The 20,386-nt window shown below is 37.6% G+C and carries 20 protein-coding genes; 11 read left to right on the plus strand and 9 right to left on the minus strand.

The features are described 5' to 3' along the window. Positions 1-600: 600 nt before the first annotated feature. Positions 601-1,302, minus strand: a complete 702-nt coding sequence (locus tag AC58DT_RS00005; RefSeq protein WP_497214658.1) for a DUF4294 domain-containing protein — start codon at positions 1,300-1,302, stop codon at positions 601-603. A gap of 128 nt (positions 1,303-1,430) precedes the next feature. Here AC58DT_RS00005 and AC58DT_RS00010 point away from each other — a divergent pair, with 128 nt between their 5' ends. The 3 genes from AC58DT_RS00010 (at position 1,431) to AC58DT_RS00020 (ending at position 5,009) form a co-directional block, all read left to right on the plus strand. Then, positions 1,431-2,516 (plus strand): M42 family metallopeptidase, encoded by a 1,086-nt coding sequence (locus tag AC58DT_RS00010; RefSeq protein WP_497214660.1) that lies wholly within the window; start codon positions 1,431-1,433, stop codon positions 2,514-2,516. 521 nt (positions 2,517-3,037) lie between these two features. Next, complete coding sequence (locus tag AC58DT_RS00015) at positions 3,038-4,063, plus strand: MBOAT family O-acyltransferase (protein WP_497214661.1); 1,026 nt, start codon at positions 3,038-3,040, stop codon at positions 4,061-4,063. A 55-nt stretch (positions 4,064-4,118) separates the two neighbouring features. Continuing rightward, a complete protein-coding gene (locus tag AC58DT_RS00020; RefSeq protein ID WP_497214662.1) occupies positions 4,119-5,009 on the plus strand; it encodes a hypothetical protein in 891 nt (296 codons plus the stop codon). Here AC58DT_RS00020 and AC58DT_RS00025 read toward each other — a convergent pair. Further along, positions 5,006-6,379 carry an alanine/glycine:cation symporter family protein gene (locus AC58DT_RS00025; protein ID WP_497214663.1) on the minus strand — a complete coding sequence of 458 codons (1,374 nt, stop codon included), beginning with the start codon at positions 6,377-6,379 and terminating at the stop codon, positions 5,006-5,008. The two genes, AC58DT_RS00020 and AC58DT_RS00025, sit on opposite strands and share 4 nt — an antisense overlap. A gap of 79 nt (positions 6,380-6,458) precedes the next feature. On the opposite strand from AC58DT_RS00025, the gene AC58DT_RS00030 reads away from it, so the two are divergent. Further along, positions 6,459-7,724: an acyloxyacyl hydrolase gene (locus AC58DT_RS00030; RefSeq protein WP_497214665.1), complete on the plus strand. Its 1,266-nt coding sequence runs from the start codon at positions 6,459-6,461 to the stop codon at positions 7,722-7,724. 4 nt (positions 7,725-7,728) lie between these two features. Here the strand turns inward: AC58DT_RS00030 and AC58DT_RS00035 are convergent, their stop codons facing one another. Further along, positions 7,729-8,685: a phosphoribosylaminoimidazolesuccinocarboxamide synthase gene (locus tag AC58DT_RS00035; protein ID WP_497214666.1), complete on the minus strand. Its 957-nt coding sequence runs from the start codon at positions 8,683-8,685 to the stop codon at positions 7,729-7,731. Between the two features lie 67 nt (positions 8,686-8,752). Continuing rightward, positions 8,753-9,709, minus strand: coding sequence for a PhoH family protein (locus AC58DT_RS00040; RefSeq protein ID WP_497214667.1), 957 nt, complete (start codon positions 9,707-9,709; stop codon positions 8,753-8,755). A 107-nt stretch (positions 9,710-9,816) separates the two neighbouring features. On the opposite strand from AC58DT_RS00040, the gene AC58DT_RS00045 reads away from it, so the two are divergent. The 7 genes from AC58DT_RS00045 (at position 9,817) to mnmE (ending at position 16,751) form a co-directional block, all read left to right on the plus strand. After that, the gene (locus AC58DT_RS00045; RefSeq protein ID WP_497214669.1) at positions 9,817-10,650 is read left to right on the plus strand and encodes an SAM hydrolase/SAM-dependent halogenase family protein; all 834 of its coding nucleotides are present in this window, start codon (positions 9,817-9,819) and stop codon (positions 10,648-10,650) included. Positions 10,651-10,662: 12 nt separating this feature from the next. After that, the gene (locus tag AC58DT_RS00050) at positions 10,663-10,959 is read left to right on the plus strand and encodes a putative quinol monooxygenase (RefSeq protein ID WP_497214671.1); all 297 of its coding nucleotides are present in this window, start codon (positions 10,663-10,665) and stop codon (positions 10,957-10,959) included. Between the two features lie 4 nt (positions 10,960-10,963). Continuing rightward, entirely contained in the window at positions 10,964-11,671 is a 708-nt protein-coding gene (gene gldF / locus AC58DT_RS00055; protein ID WP_497214672.1) for a gliding motility-associated ABC transporter permease subunit GldF, read from the plus strand. Further along, positions 11,671-13,362: a gliding motility-associated ABC transporter substrate-binding protein GldG gene (gldG, locus tag AC58DT_RS00060; protein WP_497214673.1), complete on the plus strand. Its 1,692-nt coding sequence runs from the start codon at positions 11,671-11,673 to the stop codon at positions 13,360-13,362. The genes gldF and gldG overlap by 1 nt, the downstream gene beginning before the upstream one ends. Positions 13,363-13,466: 104 nt before the next feature. Next, positions 13,467-14,585 (plus strand): DNA polymerase III subunit beta, encoded by a 1,119-nt coding sequence (dnaN, locus tag AC58DT_RS00065; RefSeq protein WP_497214674.1) that lies wholly within the window; start codon positions 13,467-13,469, stop codon positions 14,583-14,585. Between the two features lie 148 nt (positions 14,586-14,733). Further along, entirely contained in the window at positions 14,734-15,243 is a 510-nt protein-coding gene (locus tag AC58DT_RS00070; protein ID WP_497214676.1) for a hypothetical protein, read from the plus strand. A 119-nt stretch (positions 15,244-15,362) separates the two neighbouring features. Next, positions 15,363-16,751 carry a tRNA uridine-5-carboxymethylaminomethyl(34) synthesis GTPase MnmE gene (mnmE, locus tag AC58DT_RS00075; protein WP_497214677.1) on the plus strand — a complete coding sequence of 463 codons (1,389 nt, stop codon included), beginning with the start codon at positions 15,363-15,365 and terminating at the stop codon, positions 16,749-16,751. Between the two features lie 48 nt (positions 16,752-16,799). Here mnmE and AC58DT_RS00080 read toward each other — a convergent pair whose 3' ends face one another. From AC58DT_RS00080 to AC58DT_RS00100, 5 genes are all read right to left on the minus strand, one after another. Continuing rightward, on the minus strand, positions 16,800-17,366 hold the full coding sequence (locus AC58DT_RS00080; RefSeq protein WP_497215315.1) for a TetR/AcrR family transcriptional regulator: 567 nt from the start codon (positions 17,364-17,366) through the stop codon (positions 16,800-16,802). Positions 17,367-17,387: 21 nt separating this feature from the next. Then, complete coding sequence (locus AC58DT_RS00085; protein WP_497214678.1) at positions 17,388-17,765, minus strand: DoxX family protein; 378 nt, start codon at positions 17,763-17,765, stop codon at positions 17,388-17,390. Between the two features lie 62 nt (positions 17,766-17,827). Then, entirely contained in the window at positions 17,828-18,652 is an 825-nt protein-coding gene (ygiD, locus tag AC58DT_RS00090) for a 4,5-DOPA-extradiol-dioxygenase (RefSeq protein ID WP_497215316.1), read from the minus strand. A gap of 177 nt (positions 18,653-18,829) precedes the next feature. Further along, positions 18,830-19,399, minus strand: coding sequence for a YceI family protein (locus AC58DT_RS00095; protein WP_497214679.1), 570 nt, complete (start codon positions 19,397-19,399; stop codon positions 18,830-18,832). A 98-nt stretch (positions 19,400-19,497) separates the two neighbouring features. Further along, entirely contained in the window at positions 19,498-20,325 is an 828-nt protein-coding gene (locus AC58DT_RS00100) for a helix-turn-helix transcriptional regulator (RefSeq protein WP_497214680.1), read from the minus strand. Positions 20,326-20,386: the final 61 nt, after the last annotated feature.

Raw genomic sequence — 20,386 nt, forward strand, 5'->3', positions numbered from 1 at the left:
GGATCAAACTCTTCATCGTATAATCTTCAATAATATTGCGACCATACACCAAAAGAGCCCGACTCTCAAAAAAATCTCGGGATTCTCACTTAGTTTAGTTTTCTTTGTTGACCAACTACCTTTCGGTAGCTAATCTACGCTGTCAATTTCAATATCTCAATGAACTTTTTGTCTCTCTTTTGCTCGCTTTCAAATCGTGTTTTGTAGTCACTCATTGTTTTAGCGGGTGCAAATCTACAACTCTTTTTTAAACCTGCAATACTTTTTAAAAAATATTTCAAAAATTTTTAAGAGCGTTGTTTTTTGCTTTTTTGAACGTCTGAATCTGTTCTTCTAAGCGGGTGCAAATATAGAACCCTTTTCCGTTCCCGCAAACTTATTCAACAGGTTTTTTCGGTAAATTTTATCAACAAATAATAACGTTTTGAAACCTAGATTTTTAGTAGTCAATTTTTTTTTCTCTAGGGATAATTTGACTTTTAAGGCACAGTTAAATTAGTTTTTAGGCCAAGGCACTGTTATGCTGATTGTTATGAAAATATAAAAGAGCGAACTACAAACATAACATGTTTTAAAATAATACGCAACTACCTGATTGCCTTAGTTATTAACAGTTTTTTTGTTCCAATGTGCCTTTAAATCGAGATAGTCTATTGGAAATGCAGGATTTTGTCGTTCGAGTTTATTTTCTTGAAAGGATCTTTCCAGAATATCTTCAATTAAATAGTCTTCTTTTATCTCAAAAGGCTTGTATTCTTCTTTTAATGAGATTTCAAAAAGACTGGCCGTTGTGTTATACCAAAAAGCTCGCCAACCCGTGCGTAGTTCTTTTACAAGCTCAAAAGCTGTGCGACCGGTCTGTCTGTGGATAAGCTTTACTAATATCTGACCTTCGGTGTGGGTCAATTTCTTTAGTTTTTCTGAAAATTCGCCTTCTACGTATTTCTGAATACGCTTGGTATATCGTTTTTTGTCCCTATTGCTTTCAATTGTCTTCAACCGTTCGGTCATAGTGGTCAAACGTTCCGAGGCCAATTTGGCGTAAGGATATACTTTTCTGGTTTTTCGGCGAAGGATGAGATAACGCCTTCTGTCCTGCTCTGATTTAAATTTTAGTTTGTCTAACAAAATCACTTCATCAAGATCAATCATTTCACGAGCTATAGTATCGCCCTCGATTATATAATACATAACCTCTGTAGAATCCTTTTGTTTTTTTAAAAATTCGGTATCCGTCTGACCATATATAGGGCTCAGGTTAAAGAACAGTACACATATATATATAGGTATGAAAATCTTCATTTATAAATTTTTATATGAAAAGCTATACATCATCCAAAAACGTTCCAAAAATAAGCAAATTGCCTTGTTGGTCTTAATAAGAAATTACTAATTTTACCACACTTGAATCTTTTCAGAAAAATGAATTTATGACTACTTCAATATTAAACGACAAATCACTTAAATTTTTAGAGGAATATTTAAACAATGCGGCGCCCACAGGCTATGAATGGGACGGACAAAAACTGTGGATGCAATACCTCAAACCCTATGTAGATGAGTTTTTTACAGACACCTACGGAACAGCGGTTGGAGTAATCAATCCAAAGGCGAAATTTAAAGTTGTAATTGAAGGACACGCTGATGAAATTTCGTGGTATGTTAATTATATATGTGACAATGGGCTACTTTATGTAATAAGAAATGGTGGCAGCGACCACCAAATAGCACCTTCAAAAATTGTAAATATCCATACGAAGAACGGAATAAAAAAGGGCGTTTTTGGATGGCCTGCTATCCACACACGCGATAAATCAAAAGAAGAGACCCCAAAACCCGAAAACATTTTTATAGATGTGGGCGCAAAAGACAAAGAAGAAGTTGAGAAAATGGGGATCCACGTGGGCTGCGTCATTACATATCCCGATCAGTTCCATATTTTAAACGAGGATAAATTTGTTTGCCGAGCCTTGGATAATAGAATGGGCGGTTTTATGATTGCCGAGGTGGCTAGATTGCTGCACGAGAACAAAAACAAACTTCCTTTTGGTCTTTATATTACCAATTCAGTACAAGAAGAAATAGGACTACGAGGCGCCGAAATGATTGCAGATCGAATTAAGCCAAATGTGGCAATAGTTACCGATGTAACGCACGACACCACTACCCCAATGATTGACAAAAAGAAACAGGGCCTGGCAGAAATTGGTTGTGGTCCAGTAATCGCCTATGCGCCCGCCGTCCAACAGAAACTGCGGGATCTTATAGTTGATACTGCCGAAAGAAAAATGATTCCCTTCCAGCGAGCAGCACTTTCTAGAGCTACTGGGACTGATACAGATGCCTTTGCGTATAGCAATGGCGGGGTGGCAAGTGCATTAATTTCATTGCCATTGCGGTATATGCACACTACAGTGGAAATGGTCCACCGTGATGATGTTGAAAACGTCATTAAGCTTATTTATGAAACCCTGTTGAATATAAAAGATGGAGATACTTTCAGTTATTTTGAATAATAAAAATGAAAACTTAGTAGGTTAATCCTTACTTCTGAATCAAAAGAAAGACCGCTAGAATCTAAAATTTGTAGCGGTCTCTTTTTTGTTATATTTACCGCAAAATCCAGCAAACCTTGTTATTCAATTCCTTTTCATTTGGATTGTTTCTTCCCATTACCCTCCTGCTCTATTGGGCTGTGGGTTTTAAAAGAATAAAAGCACAAAACCTCATTTTGCTTGCAGCTAGCTATTTTTTTTACGGGCTGTGGGATTGGCGATTTCTTTTTTTAATAGTCGCTAGTTCTTTGGTAGATTATTTTGCCGCACTAGCTATTAAAGGTTCTGAGAGTTTTAGTAGAAAAAAAATCTTTCTTTATAGCAGTATTATTTGGAATTTGGGAGTACTCTTTCTTTTTAAATATTACAATTTTTTTATTGATGAATTCGCGTTGCTTTTCAATATGCAACAGGGAGAATATGCTTTTAGCACACTAAACCTAATACTTCCGGTCGGGCTAAGTTTCTATACTTTCCAAACTATGAGTTATACCATAGATGTGTATAAAAATAGAGTTTCGCCTACCAATAATTTACTTAACTTTTTGTGTTTTGTGGGTTTCTTTCCTCAATTGGTCGCTGGGCCAATTGAAAAAGCCTCTGATTTGTTGCCGCAATTCAGCAAAAAAAGATCATTTAATACAGATCAAGTTAAAGAGGGGTTACGGCAAATACTTTGGGGGCTTTTCAAAAAAATGGTGATTGCTGATAACGCCGCTTATGTTGTAAATATGGTATATGCAAGTCCCGAAGACTATGGTAGTTTGTCGTTGCTTTATGCTTCGGTACTTTTCTTTTTTCAGATTTATGGAGATTTTTCGGGTTATTCAGATATCGCCATAGGTACCGCAAAACTTTTTGGTTTTAAACTGAGTAAAAACTTCAACATTCCCTACTTGGCAAAAAGCGTTACGGAATTCTGGCAGCGTTGGCATATTACCCTCACACGGTGGTTTACGGATTATGTATACTTCCCAATAATTCAAAAAAACCTGCGCAGTAACACACGCCGTAATATTGCTGTCTATTTAACCATGGGACTCATTGGTCTTTGGCACGGAGCCGACTGGACTTTTGTGATTTTTGGACTTTTTCAAGGGTTTTTGATTGTTTTGGAAAGAACCCCTTTAACAAAGGATAGAAAATCAAGTCTATTTCATAAGTCTTTAAAACTAAGTTTTCTGCTGCCCCTCTTTTTTGTTCTTATAGCTAGTTTATCCTCAGTCCTTTTCAGAAGTCAGAATATTGATGACGCCTGGGTTGTGGTCCAGCGTATCTTAAGTTTTATTCCCAGTACACAAATTAGTCAATTAATAAATAAATATTTTTTGATATTTACCGCATTGATGCTGACTTCTGAAATATTAACCCGCCGTAAGGATTTTCCGTTAAGTCAATTGGAAAAACATATCAGACGGCCCCTTCGTTGGATTATATATTATATATTTATTTTTATCATTTTTCAATATGCCGGATTTCAAGAAGATTTTATCTATTTTCAATTTTAGTAAATCAATACAAGAGTTCTTAAAATACTGCGTATTTTTTTTCACTCCTGTCGTAATGACGTATTGTCTCTTGGAGGTTTTAGCCCTGCAAATTCCAATTACATTCAAAGTTGTGGGAGATTATCTAGAATCAAACTCTACCAAAATTGAGCTAGTTGCTCTAGGTTCTTCACAAGTAAAATGCAGTTTTAATCCTGCTCTTTCACATGTACCTGCAATTAATATGGCTTCATCTTCCCAACATCATAAGGAAGATTATTTGATTTTAAAAGGTGTTATAGATAAGCTTCCAAAACTAAAATATATCTTGTTTGAGGTTTCATACATGCATTTGGAATTGCCTTATCACTCCCAAAATTACTGGAAAAACAATATTTACTTGAATTATTATGGAATCAATACTTTTGAACGGCAGACCTATTTTAAGGATAAACTCATCTATCTTTCCCACCCTCGATATTTTTCCTCCAAAATAAAAGACTATTATTTTGATGAGAACAAGAAAAACGGAGAACAATTAAATGAATTTGGTTTCAATATCAATAAATATTATGGTTCATTTCATAAGTTAAAATATGATACTGCTCAAATAAAAAATAAATATTTCAAAATTTATACCCACGAAAATCCAGATATTTTTAAAAAAAATACTGCTTTTCTATTCAAAATGCTAGACCATATGAAAGAGAAAAAATTGAAGGTTATAATTTCCACCATACCGTTATATAAAACTTATTTAAATAAAAGAAACCCAAACATCGTACGCCGTCGCGACAGTGTGCTGTCAGAGATTTTGAAAAAATATAAAAATGTAACTATTTTGGATAAAGAAACCGATACGCTTCAATTTAAGGCAAAAGATTTTTTAAACGAAAACCATTTAAATCCCGATGGCGCGAAGAAGTTCACAGCCTTAGTGAACCGAAAATTGGATAGTTTGCATTAATACTCTTTCAACTTTTCAAAATAAATCTTCGCTTCCTTTATCACTTTCGGCGCCAGAATAATAGTTGCCGTCATTGTAGGGATAGCCATCAATGCAAAGAAAGTATCAATCAAATTTATCATCATACTTAAAGAAGTGGTTGCTCCCACAAGGATACTAAGTATATAGAAATAGTTATAAATTCCTTTGTTTTTTACCCCAAAAAGAAAGGCCATGCACTTACTGCCATAGTAGGAATATGAAAAAAGCGATGAGATACTAAAAATCGCAATACACGCCAACAATCCATATTTACCAAAGGTTGGCATACTTTCCTCAAAAGCTGAAGCCGTTAAGCTCACCCCATTTGCATCACTACTTTGCCAAACGCCCGTAACCAAAATTGCCAGCGCCGTAAGTGTACAGATTATCAACGTATCAATGGCCGGGCCTAGCATGGCCACCAAACCTTCACGAATGGGTTCGTTGGTTTTTGCGGCACCGTGTGCCATGGGCGCCGTTCCTATCCCCGCTTCATTAGAGAAGGCGCCACGGCGAATTCCCAAAAGAATAATTCCGCCAATAACCCCACCCAAAAATGCATCACCTTTATAAAAATTTGCAGAAAAGGCATCGATAAAAATTAATCCCAAATATTGCGGAACTACATCTAAATGCACGCCGAGAATAATCAGCACCAAAGCAAAATAGAGCACGACCATGGCAGGAACCATTTTCGAAGCAGTTTTACTAATTCGCGACAACCCACCTAAAACAACAAAGGCAGTTATTGTAGCCAAAACAAGCCCAATAATTAAATCTGTTTTAAAACCACTGTAAAGTCCGGCAGGTTTCAAAAGAATGTCGTTGATGGCCTGTGTAAGTTGATTTACATTGAAAACCGGCAAGGCTCCAACCAATCCGGCAACACTAAACAGAATGGCCATTGGCATCCACTTTTGGCCCAATCCTTCAGTAATAAAATACATTGGCCCACCTTGAATTTTTCCGTCACTATCCTTACCTCGGTAAAGAATGGCAAGCGTGGCAGTAAAAAATTTAGTGGACATTCCAATTACCGCACTTACCCACATCCAAAAAACAGCTCCGGGCCCACCAATGGCTATTGCCACAGCAACTCCGGCAATATTGCCCATTCCCACAGTAGCAGAAAGCGCTGTTGTCAATGCCTGAAAATGGGTGATTTCACCAGCATCGCTTTCACTATCATACTTTCCTCTGAGCACTGCAATTGCATGACCCAAATAACGAAATGGTAGAAATTTAATCCTGATTAAAAGGTACAATCCACCGCCAATCAAAATAATCAATAGTGGCAAACCCCAAGCATAAGAGGCCATTTCGGCAATAAAATTATCTATACTTTCCAAAAGGAGTGATTAAAATTTATAACGAATGTAAGTTTTAAATTTTTAAAATTAACGAGGAAATTGTTACTTGCAGCACCAAATGAAAAAACAACTAACCATTTTCCTTCTTTCCGTCACCTTTATCTCTTTCGCTCAAACTGAGAACGATTGGAAAAAAAGTGCTTTTACTTTTACCCCTGAAGTTCTCTTAGGGCTTACTATGGAAGCAAACCACGGTTTTCCCGATACTAAATTACAGAAACAAATCGTCCTAAATTTTGGGCGTAATCATATAAATAACCCGCAACAATGGGCACAGCGACTGAAAGCTCCAAAAACAGGGTTCTCAATAGGAATAACCGATTTTGGAAACCTGGATAGCTTAGGGTATGCTATTACCGCAATGCCGTACATAGAATTTAAAGCTTTTGGAAGTGAAAAATGGAGCGTATTGACTGGAATGGGAGCTTCTTATTTCACAAAAAAATTTAATGCAGAAACAAATCCTCTAAATCAAGCTGTAACCACTGATGTTACTTGGGCTTTCAGAATGTATCTTTACTATAGATTTCTTTCATTAAAAAGTTCCGATTTGCGGGTTGGCTTGGGGTATTCACATCATTCCAACGGACACACGCGTTTGTTGAACCAGGGATATAATTCATTTTTGTTAAGCCTTTCGGCAGCTATAAAAAATCCTTTAAAATATCCTGAAATTGATTCTAAAGAAAATATTCCACTATACAAAAAGACAGTTTATAATTACTTCGCCTTGCGCGGTGGACTTGGACAGAATGTTTTTGCATTGGCTTTTAACGACAAAAAAAATGTTTATACCATCGCTGGCGAATATGGTCGTGTCTATAATAAAACCTTTAAAATTGGATTAGGTTTTTACTATCGCTTCTACCAGCATTATTACGATTATATTGAAGGAAATGAATCTTTGGTGCAGGCCGGAAGGGAGTTTGATTATTTCAAAGGCAATCCTTGGTATTATGCATCCAATCTGGGTATAACCGTACACGGCGAAATATTCCTGAACCATGTGGGTATTGATCTGCAATTGGGTTACAATCTGCACAAACCAGCATACAAGCTCGAATGGCGAATAAATGAAGGATGGGATAATACGCCTAGAGTAATTTCAAAAACTTGGGTTTTGGGCGAGCTGGATGGCAGCTACAAAAGAAAGCATCGTATATCTTCCCGTTTGGGACTTAAATATTACTTGATAGGTATGGAAAAGGCTCCTAAAAATAATTTTTATTTAGGTGCCCACCTCAATGCAAATTTAGGACAAGCTGATTTTACAGAATTAAGTTTTGGCTATGTTCACAGTTTTAACTTTCAGGAACGCAAGTAAAATTTTAATTTGTGTTTGAAAGATATTCCATTACATTTTTCTCAATGCGATCGTGAATATTGGATACATCAGCCTTTACAAATTTTTCTCCAGTGATATTTTCGTAAAGCTCAATATATCTTTCTGAAACGGTCTCAATATATTCATCGCTCATTACAGGCACTTTTTGCCCCTCCAAGCCTTGAAAACCATTTTGGATTAACCATTGGCGCACAAACTCTTTGGAAAGTTGCTTTTGGGGCTCGTTATTTTTTTGGCGTTCCTCGTAACCTTCCGCATAAAAATAACGTGAAGAATCAGGCGTGTGGATTTCATCAATTAGAACAATTTTGCCATCCTGTGTTTTTCCAAATTCATATTTGGTATCCACCAAAATCAATCCTCGCTTTGCCGCAATCTCGCTACCGCGTTGAAATAGTTTTCGGGTGTAATCTTCCAATTGAAGATAATCTGCATCGGAAACAATCCCACGATCTAAAATGTCTTCACGAGAAATGTCTTCATCGTGATCGCCCATTTCGGCTTTGGTGGCTGGGGTAATTATTGGTTGCGGAAATTTATCGTTTTCCTTCAATCCTTCCGGCATTGCAACCCCACAGAGCATCCGCTTTCCAGCTTTATATTCTCTAGCCGCGTGGCCGCTCATATAACCTCGAATTACCATTTCAACCTTAAAAGGCTCGCAAGCTTCACCAATAGCTACATTAGGATCGGGTGTTGCAATCAACCAATTAGGCACCAAATCTTCGGTATCGCGCATCATTTTAGTGGCAATCTGGTTCAGAATTTGACCTTTGTAAGGAATTCCCTTCGGCATCACAACATCAAAAGCGCTCAGCCTATCCGTGGCAACCATCAAAAGTTTATTGTTTTCCAAAGTATAAACTTCACGGACCTTCCCATGATACACACTTTTTTGTCCGGGAAAATTAAAATCGGTTGATATTATGGTATTACTCATTTTTGATTTACAATTTAAAAATTGAAGTTTGGTATTTACGAATTATAAACTGTGACTGAAAACTGATTTACTCTACGTTTTCAATATTTTTATAGGCAGCAATCACTTCTTTTACCAAACGGTGACGAATAACATCTTTATCATCTAAATAAATAATCCCCACCCCTTTTATATCTTTCAGAACCAATAAAGCTTCCTTTAATCCAGAAATAACACGGCGCGGAAGGTCAATCTGCCCCGGATCGCCCGTAATCATGAACTTGGCATTTTTTCCCATACGGGTCAAAAACATTTTCATTTGGGCATGGGTGGTGTTTTGAGCTTCGTCCAAAATTACAAAAGCATTGTCCAAAGTACGTCCGCGCATGAAGGCCAAAGGCGCAATTTGAATAACCCCAGTTTCAATGTGCGATGCCAGCTTTTCAGCAGGTATCATATCGCGAAGGGCATCATACAATGGCTGCATATAAGGGTCGAGCTTTTCTTTTAAATCTCCCGGAAGAAAACCTAAATTTTCTCCAGCCTCTACTGCAGGTCTAGTTAAAATAATTCGCTTTACTTCTTTGTCTTTCAAAGCTTTAACCGCAAGCGCAACTCCAGTATAAGTTTTTCCGGTTCCGGCTGGTCCAACTGCAAAAACCATATCATTTTTGCGCATCAGCTCAACCAATTTTCTTTGGTTTGCTGTTTGCGCTTTTACAGGTTTTCCGCTCACCCCGTGTACTATAACTTCCTTGCTGTTAAATTCTGGAGTTTCGTAATCCTCCTTACTGCGACTCAACAACACGCGCTCAATCACATTTTCATCAATTTTATTGTATTTCATATATTGTTCGAGCAACATAGTAATGCGTCTATCAAACTCCTCCAAAACATCTTCATCGCCGTAGGCTTTTATTTTATTACCGCGGGCAACGATTTTCAGTTTTGGAAAATATTTTTTAAGAAGGTCAATATTAGCGTTTTCTAGGCCAAAGAATTCTCTAGGGCTAATCTCTGTGAGTTCGATGATAAGTTCGTTCAAAAGGCGTGCTTTTTTATTATTTGGAATATGCAAAAAATTGTTTTGCTACTAACAAAAGTAACCTATTTTTGTGGTAATTCTTTTAAGAAAATATCAACAATCCATTTATGGCAATAATCACACTTACTACTGACTTTGGAGAGAAAGATCACTTTGTTGGCGCGGTTAAGGGAGCTATTTATACTGAAATGGAAGATGCCAAAATTGTTGATATCTCTCACTCTATTTCACCATTTCACTTACACGAAGCTGCATACATAATTCAGAATGCCTATAAAAGTTTCCCTCCCGGAAGTATACACGTAATTGGGGTAGATTCTGAATTAAATCCTGAAAATAAGCACATTGCCGTATTGATGGACGGACATTATTTTGTGTGTGCCGACAATGGAATAATCTCGATGCTTACTTCGGAAATTCGTCCCGAAAAAATTGTTGAAATAAATATTCACGACCGTATAATCAGTAATTTTCCTGTTTTGGACGTATTCGTAAAGGTTGCCGGCCATATTGCCCGTGGCGGAACCCTTGAAGTTATTGGTAAAAATATTACTGAAATAAAGGAACTGACGGGAATTCGTCCAGTTGTGAACAACAAAGAGAGCCAAATAATAGGCAACGTAATTTATATTGATAACTACGGAAACGTAATCAGTAATATCACCAAAAAATTATTTGAAACGGTAGGGAAAGGAAGGGAATTTTTAATAAACGCCCGTTCCGAGAAGTTCCGCCAAATACACACACATTACAGTGATGCGATTAACTTTGCGCAACCTCCCGAAAAACGTGAGGAGGATGGAAAAAGGCTTGCACTTTGGAATTCATCACAATACTTGGAACTGGCAATTTACAAAAGCAATCCTACCTCTGTGGGCGGGGCTTCAAGCCTTTTTGGGTTGGAATTTAGAGATACAATCACGGTTAACTTTAATTCATAAATTAAAAGAAAAATGTTTACAAGAATTGTAAAAATGCGGTTTGAAAAAGAAAACATTCCTGCTTTTCTGGCTAATTTTGAAACCGTGAAAGAAAAAATCCGAAATTTTCCAGGCTGTACTTTTTTGGAACTTTACAATGATAAGAATGACGAAACAATCTTTTTCACCTACAGCCGTTGGAATGATGAAACTGATTTGGAAAACTATAGAACAAGTGAACTTTTCAAAAACGTTTGGAGCGTGACAAAACCCATGTTTAAATCAAAAGCAAAAGCGTGGAGTGTAGACACTTTACATTCCTTAAAATAATTAGATGCTCACAATAATAAAACGCGAAATAAATTCTTTCTTTTCCAGTACCATTGGGTACTTGGTGATTGCTGTTTTTTTATTGATTAATGGGCTGTTTTTGTGGGTTTTCAGTGGAAATTTCAACATTCTCGATTCGGGTTTTGCAGACCTCTCGCCCTATTTTGAACTTGCGCCCTGGGTTTTGCTTTTCTTGATTCCCGCCGTCTGCATGCGCGCCTTTAGCGATGAAATGAAAATGGGAACTTTGGAGCTTTTATTGACGAAACCAATTTCCTTAAAAGATATAGTTCTGGGAAAATATTTTGGAGCGGTAATCCTGATTATTATTGCTTTGATTCCAACAATACTTTATATTTTCACAATCTCTGAATTGGGCAATCCGCCCGGCAATTGGGATGTTGGCAGTACCATCGGCTCCTACATTGGATTGCTGTTTTTAGTGTTTGCATATACCTCCATCGGCATCTTTTCATCCACGCTTTCGCAAAATCAGATTGTGGCATTTATAATTGCGGTATTTCTGTGCTTTGTACTTTATTACGGCTTTGACGGTTTTTCATCTTCCAGTTTCAATATTGCCGAATTGGGAATGAAAGAACATTTTGATAGCGTGGCGCGTGGCGTTTTGGACACGCGCGATTTGATCTATTTTTTGAGCCTAACCGTGTTTTTCATTGCGTTGACAATCTTTAAATTGAAGCAACAATAATGAAGACTTCAATTAAAAAAAATATCGTTTCAGTTGCCGTTTTGGTTGGAGGATTAATTCTTTTGAATATCGTCGGAAATTATTTCTATAATCGTTTCGACCTTACGCAGGACAAGCGTTTCACGCTTTCCGCAGAAGCAAAGGAAATTGTTGATAAGGTGGATTCTCCATTAATAGTAGACGTTTTTCTGAAAGGAAATTTCCCCCCGGAATTCCGAAGGCTGCAAAGTGAGACCGAACAACTTTTGGAAGAGTTTTCGGCTTATAATTCCAACATTAAGTTTGAATTTGTAAACCCCACCGAAAAAGGCAACGAAGCCTTTCAGTCCCAATTTGAAAAATTTGGATTGACACCTGCACAAGTTTCAGTTACCGAAAGTGGTAAGCAGAGCACCGAACTTGTTTATCCCTGGGCGTTGGCACATCACAATGGCAAATCGGTAAAAATTCCGTTACTGAAAAACCAATTGGGCGCCACTTCCGAAGAACGCGTTAACAGTTCACTGCAAAATTTGCAGTATGCCTTTGCCGACGGTTTTAAAAAATTGGCTACCGATAAGTCAAGAAAAATAGCGGTCTTAAAAGGTAATGGCGAATATGATGACCGCTACATTGCCGACTTTTTTGCGACACTTCGCGACTATTATTTTATTGCGCCTTTTACCTTGGATTCGGTGGCTTCAAACCCTGAAAAGACTTTTAAGGCTTTGGAAGATTTTGATTTAATAGTTGCGGCCCAACCCACGGAAGCTTTCAGTGATGCCGAAAAGTATGTGTTGGATCAATATATAATGAACGGCGGCAAGTCACTATGGCTATTGGATGCCACTCAAATGCAAGTTGATACAGTTAGCGGAAATACGTTCGCTTTCGGAAAGGATTTGAATTTAAATGATTTCTTCTTTAAATACGGAATCCGCATTAACCCAAATTTGGTAAAGGATGTGTATTCCGCCCCTATAGTTCTGGCAAGTGGCGACGAACGCGAAGCGCAGTACAACCGTTATCCGTGGTTTTTCAGTCCGTTGAGCAGCAGTGCAAACAATCACCCCATAGTTTCAAACATAGAGGCCGTTAAATTTGATTACGCCAGCGCCATCGATACGCTTCCGAATAATATTAAAAAGACGGTTTTACTTTCCACTTCACCAATATCTAAAGTCGTGGGACTGCCCTTCCCTATTGATTTTGATGTGGAAATTCCGAAGAATTTACAAGTTGTGAACGAAGGTCCCGATCCCAATGAATACAATGCCGGCGAAATTCCGCTTGCGGTTTTGCTGGAAGGCAAATTTACTTCAGTTTATAAAAATCGGGTGAAGCCTATCTCCCTAAATGGTGTGAAAAATATAGATGACGGTAAAGTATCAAAAATGGTGGTTATTAGCGATGGCGACATCATAAAAAACCAATTGCAGGGTAGCCGTCCACTTGAACTTGGTTTCGACAAAATGACGAACCAATTCTACGGAAACAAGGAATTTCTGCTGAACACTGTCAATTACCTACTTGACGACAGCGGACTTATAAACATTCGGACACGTCAAATTGCGGTGCCATTTCTCGATCCACAAAAAACCGTGGAACAGCGCACAAAGTGGCAAGTGCTTAACCTCCTGTTACCGTTGGGTTTATTGACCTTATTCGGAATAGGTTTTGTAGTCTACCGCAAACGCCGCTACACCCGTTAAATGTTAATAAGTTTGTTTTAACAAACACTTCAATTGAAATATATTTGTAGGTATGCTAAAACCAAGGCATTTATCATTATTCTGATCAAAAAAATAAATATTCAATGAAATTCATCGTATCGAGTTCGTATTTATTAAAACAACTTCAAGTTTTGGGCGGTATTATCAACAACAACAATACCTTGCCTATTCTAGATAATTTTCTGTTCAATTTGGATGGAAAATCCCTTACTGTTTCGGCTTCCGATTTGGAAACAACCATTTCTTCTAAACTGGAAGTGGAAAGCGCTGAAAAAGGAATGGTTTGTATTCCTGCAAGGCTTTTGCTTGAAACTTTAAAAACCTTTCCAGAGCAGCCTTTAACCTTTACCGTTGAAGACAACAACACCATCGAAATAAGCAGCAACCACGGTAAATATGCGCTTGCATACGCCAGTGGCGAAGAGTTTCCCAATGCCGTGGAATTGAAAGATCCTTCTTCCACAGTAGTCCAGGGTGATGTGCTTGCCACTGCAATCAGCAAAACTATTTTTGCCTCTGGAAATGATGATCTGCGACCAGTAATGAGCGGGGTTTTCTTTCAGTTTTCAACAGATAATCTTGTATTTGTTGCTACCGATGCGCATAAATTGGTAAAATATACCCGTGATGACATCAGCGCTTCCCAAACTGCGGAATTTATTATGCCGAAAAAGCCTTTAACGCTTTTAAAAAGCATACTTGCAGGCAGCGAGGAAGATGTTACTATTGAATATAACGATAGCAACGCAAAGTTCGTTTTTGAAAACACCGAAATGGTTTGCCGCTTGATTGATGGGAAATATCCAAATTACGAAGCAGTTATTCCAAAGGAAAATCCCAATAAATTGGTAATCGACAGAAACCAATTTTTGAACTCCGTTCGTCGTGTTTCTATTTTCTCAAGTAAAACAACCCACCAGATTCGTTTGAAAATTGCTGGGGCCGAGTTGAACATTTCCGCAGAGGATATTGATTACAGCAACAAAGCCGAAGAGCGCTTGACTTGCGACTACCAAGGCGATGATATGCAGATAGGCTTCAACAGCCGTTTCCTTACTGAAATGTTGAACAATCTAACAAGCGACGAAGTTTCTCTGGAAATGAGCCTACCAAACCGCGCAGGAATTTTAACTCCCGTGGATGGTTTGGACGAAGGCGAAACCGTTACCATGCTTGTAATGCCGGTGATGTTGAACAATTAGATTGTTAGAATCTTAGATAATTAGAATAGCAGAATTAAAAAAATCCGCCCCAGTGGCGGATTTTTTTCTTGATAGTGATGACATAATTTAACGGGGCCGATGTGTTGTTAATTTAATTCTATAATTAACACTCACTAAAACGAAACACATGAAAACCCTAAAAACTATTAGCATCCTTTTTCTATCACTAGTAATTATTTCCTGTTCCAAAAAAGATGACGACAATGGTGGCGGAAGTGCTCCCGAAGCAGAGTTTAGCGCCACGATAAACGGCGGTGGGTTCGGTAGTAATTATTCGTCCCGTTTGGGATTTTACTCAAGCGACTATAGCGGCAATGGATTAACCCTTGCAGTAACTGACGAAAACACCAATATTATTCGCATATTTTTAAATAATACTGGAGGCTTTGGAAGTGGAATCACCAAAATTATTAATGACGTTGCCACCAATGGTTTTGTAACCAGCGTTGTAATTCGCGATCAAGCCAATCAAGTAACCTACAATGCCTCCGAAGGAGAGATAAATATTTTGGAAAACCGTCAAAATCCTGAAAACGAGGACGGACGCTTAATCTCCGGAAATTTCACAATTACAGCAACTTCCGGTTCGGGGCCGAGCATCACAATGAATGGAAATTTTAAACATTTTGCATATTAATAAAGCAAAGGGGTTACTATCAAAAAAGGGTGCTTTTGTGCACCCTTTTTTTTATGTGTTAATTTTCAACTTCCACTAAATTTATAACTTTTCCAAAGTTAACCGTACCTTTGCAGCCAATGACACACACAGACACCATAGTAGCAATGGCAACGCCAGCAGGAGCCGGGGCAATAGCCGTTTTAAGGCTTTCGGGACCGCAGGCTGTTACAATTGCTTCTTCAATCTTTTCTTCTGTTTCTGGTAAAACGCTTGCAAAACAGAAAACCCATACCGTTCATTTGGGACATATAAAAGATGGCGAAAAGGTTTTGGACGAAGTATTGGCAACCATTTTTAAAAACCCAAACAGTTATACGGGTGAAGACGTGGTGGAAATTTCCTGTCACGGCAGTAATTACATTCAACAGGAAATCATTCAGCTTTGCCTTCGGAAAGGGTGCCGTATGGCACAAGCAGGAGAGTTTACACTGCGTGCTTTCCTAAACGGGAAAATGGATTTAAGTCAGGCAGAAGCGGTTGCAGATCTCATTGCCAGCGATAGTGCCGCCAGCCACCAATTGGCAATACAACAGATGCGGGGCGGTTTTTCTTCGGAAATAAAAAAGCTTCGCGAAGAACTTTTGAATTTTGCATCACTCATAGAATTGGAACTGGATTTTGCCGAAGAAGATGTGGAATTTGCCAACCGCGAGGAATTTCAAAAACTTATTTCAAAAATAACCCACGTATTAAAGCGATTGATAGATTCCTTCGCAACAGGAAATGTACTGAAAAACGGTATTCCCGTTGCCATTGTGGGTGAACCTAATGTGGGGAAATCTACCCTGCTAAATGCCTTGCTGAACGAGGAAAGAGCAATTGTAAGTGATATTGCCGGAACCACGCGCGATACCATTGAAGACGAAATAATCATTGGCGGCATTGGTTTCCGCTTTATTGATACTGCCGGAATACGTGAAACCGTGGACGTTATTGAAGGAATGGGAATTCAAAAAACATTTCAGAAAATAGAACAGGCGCAAGTGGTAATTTATCTGTTTGATGCGGAAAAGTTTCAGGCCTCAGGTTCAAAGTTTAAAGTTGAGATTGAAACTATCAAAAATAAATACCCTTTAAAAAACCTTTTGATTGTTGCCAATAAGGTTGATAAACTTTCGAAAGAAGAAATAGAAAATCTACAGTTTGCAATGGGCAATCTTCAATTATTATCCGCAAAAACTGGGCAAGGAGTTGAGAAAATTCAAAATAAATTGCTCGAGTTTGTAAACACTGGCGCGCTTCGTAACAACGAAACCATCGTTACCAACAGCCGCCATTATGACGCCATGCTTAAAGCTTTGGAAGAAATCATAAAAGTACAACAGGGCTTGGACAGTAATTTAAGTGGTGATTTGTTGGCCATAGACATTCGGCAGGCACTGCATTATTTTGGGGAAATAACCGGTGAAATTTCTAATGACGAACTGCTTGGTAATATTTTTGCCAATTTCTGCATCGGGAAGTAATTGCCTTTATTACAATGCAGAATTTAAATTTAAAAAGAGCTGAATAAATTATTGTCTTTTAATAATACCATTCAGGCTCACTCTAATAGTGTTGTCAAATAGGTCTTGCAAGCTATATTCCATAAGCGCGGTTTTATGGCTTATTACTTGATCAAGATTTATCAGATGAAATTCACAAAACAACTGGGTATTGATTGTGGGGTCTATTTCACCACTCCTTTGCCCCTTTTTCAATAAGGTTTTAATTATACCAAAAACTATTTTACCGCGTTGAAGGGCATAAAACTGATAGGTTTCCGGATAACCTCTTTTTAAATCAAAATAAAAATTAGGTGTAACTTTTATTAAATGTTTTACGGCGTATTCATAAATCTTTTTTATTTTCTCTATCGGTGTTCCCCTTTCATCTTGAATCCTTTTGATATTTGAAAAATGTAAATCAAAAAGATAGTGAATACATTTTTGAACCAATTCATTTTTACTGCCATAATGAAGATAAATGGTCTTCTTTGATAAACCCATTTCTTGGGCTATATCATCCATTCTAACGGTCTTGATTCCATGTGTTTGAAAAAGCACAAGTGACCTAACCAATATGGTTTTTGACAGGGACATAGCTGTATATATTAACAATATCTATTCTTCTAATTGATAGTTTTTCAAAATAGCATCAAAAGAATATTTACCGCTGCCAAGTATTAACAAAACTACATAGGCCAACAAGTAAAACAGTCCTAATTCTTTCAAGGCATATGGATCGCTACCGTGAATCATCAATACGGCTACCAACATGGTTATAATCAATGGAATGGCCGCTATTCTGGTAAAAAGTCCAATTAGCAGTAATATAGAGCATAAAACTTCTGCAACCACAGTTAGTAATAATGAAAACGTAGCGCTCATCCCCATAACACTGGGAAACTGAATATCTTCACTAAACAGCATGTATAGTTTTGGAATTCCATGAACAAGCATCATTATACCCACACCCAACCTTAATAATAAGACAGCCATACTAACAGTGTTCTCTTTTAACTCAATATCCAATAATTTTTTCATAATTCATTGTTTTGTTTCTAACCTATCTTTACGGAAGTCATAGTAAGTGAACCTCCAACAGGTTTGTCGTTAAATATTGTTATTTCTTCATTTTTGGTCTTTAATGCCAAGGTGTAAATCAACGGCATATAATGTTCGGGCGTTGGTATGGCTAACTCAAAGGCTTTTCCTTGGGATTTAAAATCAATTAAACTTTTGTGATCTTCGCTAACGATAAAGTCTTTCATCTTTTCGTTGGCCTCTATAGTCCAATCGTAGGCATATACTTCGTTTAACCTTTTCCACGAAACCATGCGAAGATTATGTACCATATTTCCACTTCCCACAATTAGAACACCCTTTGTGCGAAGGCTATTCAATTCCTTTGCTAATTCATAGTGATATTTTGCAGGCTGTGTGTAATCAATGCTCATTTGAATTACCGGGATATCGGCATGGGGATAGAGATGTTTTATAACGCTCCACGCTCCGTGGTCGAGCCCCCATTTATCATCTAATCCTACATTTGTTTTTGTTATTATCGCTTTGGTCTGTTTTGCCAGTTGAGGGCTTCCCGGTGCTGGGTACTGTACTTCAAAAAGCTCCTGTGGGAAACCTCCAAAGTCATGAATGGTAGGAGGATTTTGCATTGCTGTTACATATGTGCCATTGGTTTCCCAATGGGCAGAAATGCAGAGTATTGTATTGGGGCGTACCAATTCATTTCCAAGCCGTCTAAAATTTGCCACAAATTCATTTTCCTCAATGGCATTCATAGGGCTTCCATGACCCAAGAATAGTACAGGCATTTTTTCTGTATTACTCATTGTTGCAGTCATTTTATTTAAATCTTTCAAATTCATACTTGAACCTATTAGCGGCAATAGTGCAATTGATTTTAAAAATTGTTTTCTATTCATTGACGTAATCTAACTACGAAACTTGCTTTGCCATACACGTCTTCTCTGCTTAACTTTTGGATTTTAAACTTTTTCATGATTTCTAAATTCAAAATATGAATAACTTCCCTTTAAATAGTTTTACTGTTTGGCGAACTGTAGATGAACTACAATATCCACATCCTTACCAATACCAGCTGCGGTAGGGTCAAAATTAATGTTGTAGTCAAACCTGTTGATAGTGGTTTTCGCTTTCAAACCTAATTTTTCACCTTTGTCGCTCTTCGCGGTTCCACCGTAGTACACATCAAAAATTACTGGTTTTGTAACCCCTTTAATAGTAAGCTCGCCATACAATAAAAAATATTCTGGTTTACCTGTCGCCAAAATTTTGGTGCTTTTAAAGGTCATAGTCGGATAGGTTTCCACCTCAAAAAAATCGGCACTTCTCAAGTGCTTGTCCCTCGCATCTACATTGGTATTGATACTTGCCACTTGCACGTTAAAATTAAATTGTGCATTGCTTAAGGCATCGCCATTGGTGGTTAAACTACCTGTGTAGTGTAAAAACTTGCCATTCACCAAACTAATGCCTGAATGCTTGATGCTAAAGTTTAACGAAGAATGGTTTGGGTCTACCTGCCATTGGGTCTGTGCAAAAGCTCCTATTGAAAATAGGGACATTACAACTAAAATCAGTACTTTTTTCATAATCATTTAAAATTAAATTGTTAATTAATTATTTGATTACAAAAATAGTAACACTACGGATGTTAAGAATTACACTTTTCGGTAGTAGAGGTATAATTTTAGGAAGTTAACAGGCTTCGCATTTCATCCCGAAACTCACCTGGTGTTTGTCCCGATTTTTTTTTGAAGACATTTGAAAAATAAGAATTTTCATTATAACCCAATTCGTAGGCTATTTTGGCAATGGTTTTATCTGTGGAAGTCAGAAGGTTTTTGGCTTCAGTCAATTTTCTGGTTTCAATGATTTCCGAAACACTTTGCTGTAGAATATTTTGGCAAATTAAATTTAAGTTCCGGGTGCTCATAAACAATTTTTCCGCATAATATCCCACGCTCAAGGGGCGCCGAAAATTTTCTTCCAAAATGGCGAGAAAATTGGTAAACGTCTCATTTTGGTTTGAGGAAATAGCTGTGGGCTGCTTTTTCTGTTTTTCTGATAATACAATCGAAATAACGGCATTGAGCAAATGGCGAATGACGGAAAAATCAGGATTTGATTGTCTTAATTCATTATACATCATTTCAGTCAAAACAGGAAGGCGGCCGGTAAGCCTTTCCACCGGCCAAAATATATTAGCCGTATTGTGGAATGCAGCGTAAAGTTGAAAAATGATTTCAGCTGCAAATTCACTACTAAACCTAATTACCCAAATATCGCACTTACCATCTTTTACTATAGGCTTTACTCTGTGAACCTTACCTTTGCTTACAAAACAAACATAGGGAGCATCTACGGTTGTGGTTTCAAAATCTATGAAATGCTCAATAGAACCCTCCATTCCTATAAGGATTTCTTCAAAATCGTGGATATGAGGTTCATTAGTTGAAGAAGCAACTTTTTTTGCCTCTTCAACGTCAAACCTAAATATTTTTACTGGTTGGTCCATTGCTTAATTACTGATGTAGTGTAAAAACTAAATTTACAAATTTTAAATCAGTTCTCTTTAT

This window comes from Aequorivita sp. CRS11 (genome assembly GCF_059693805.1).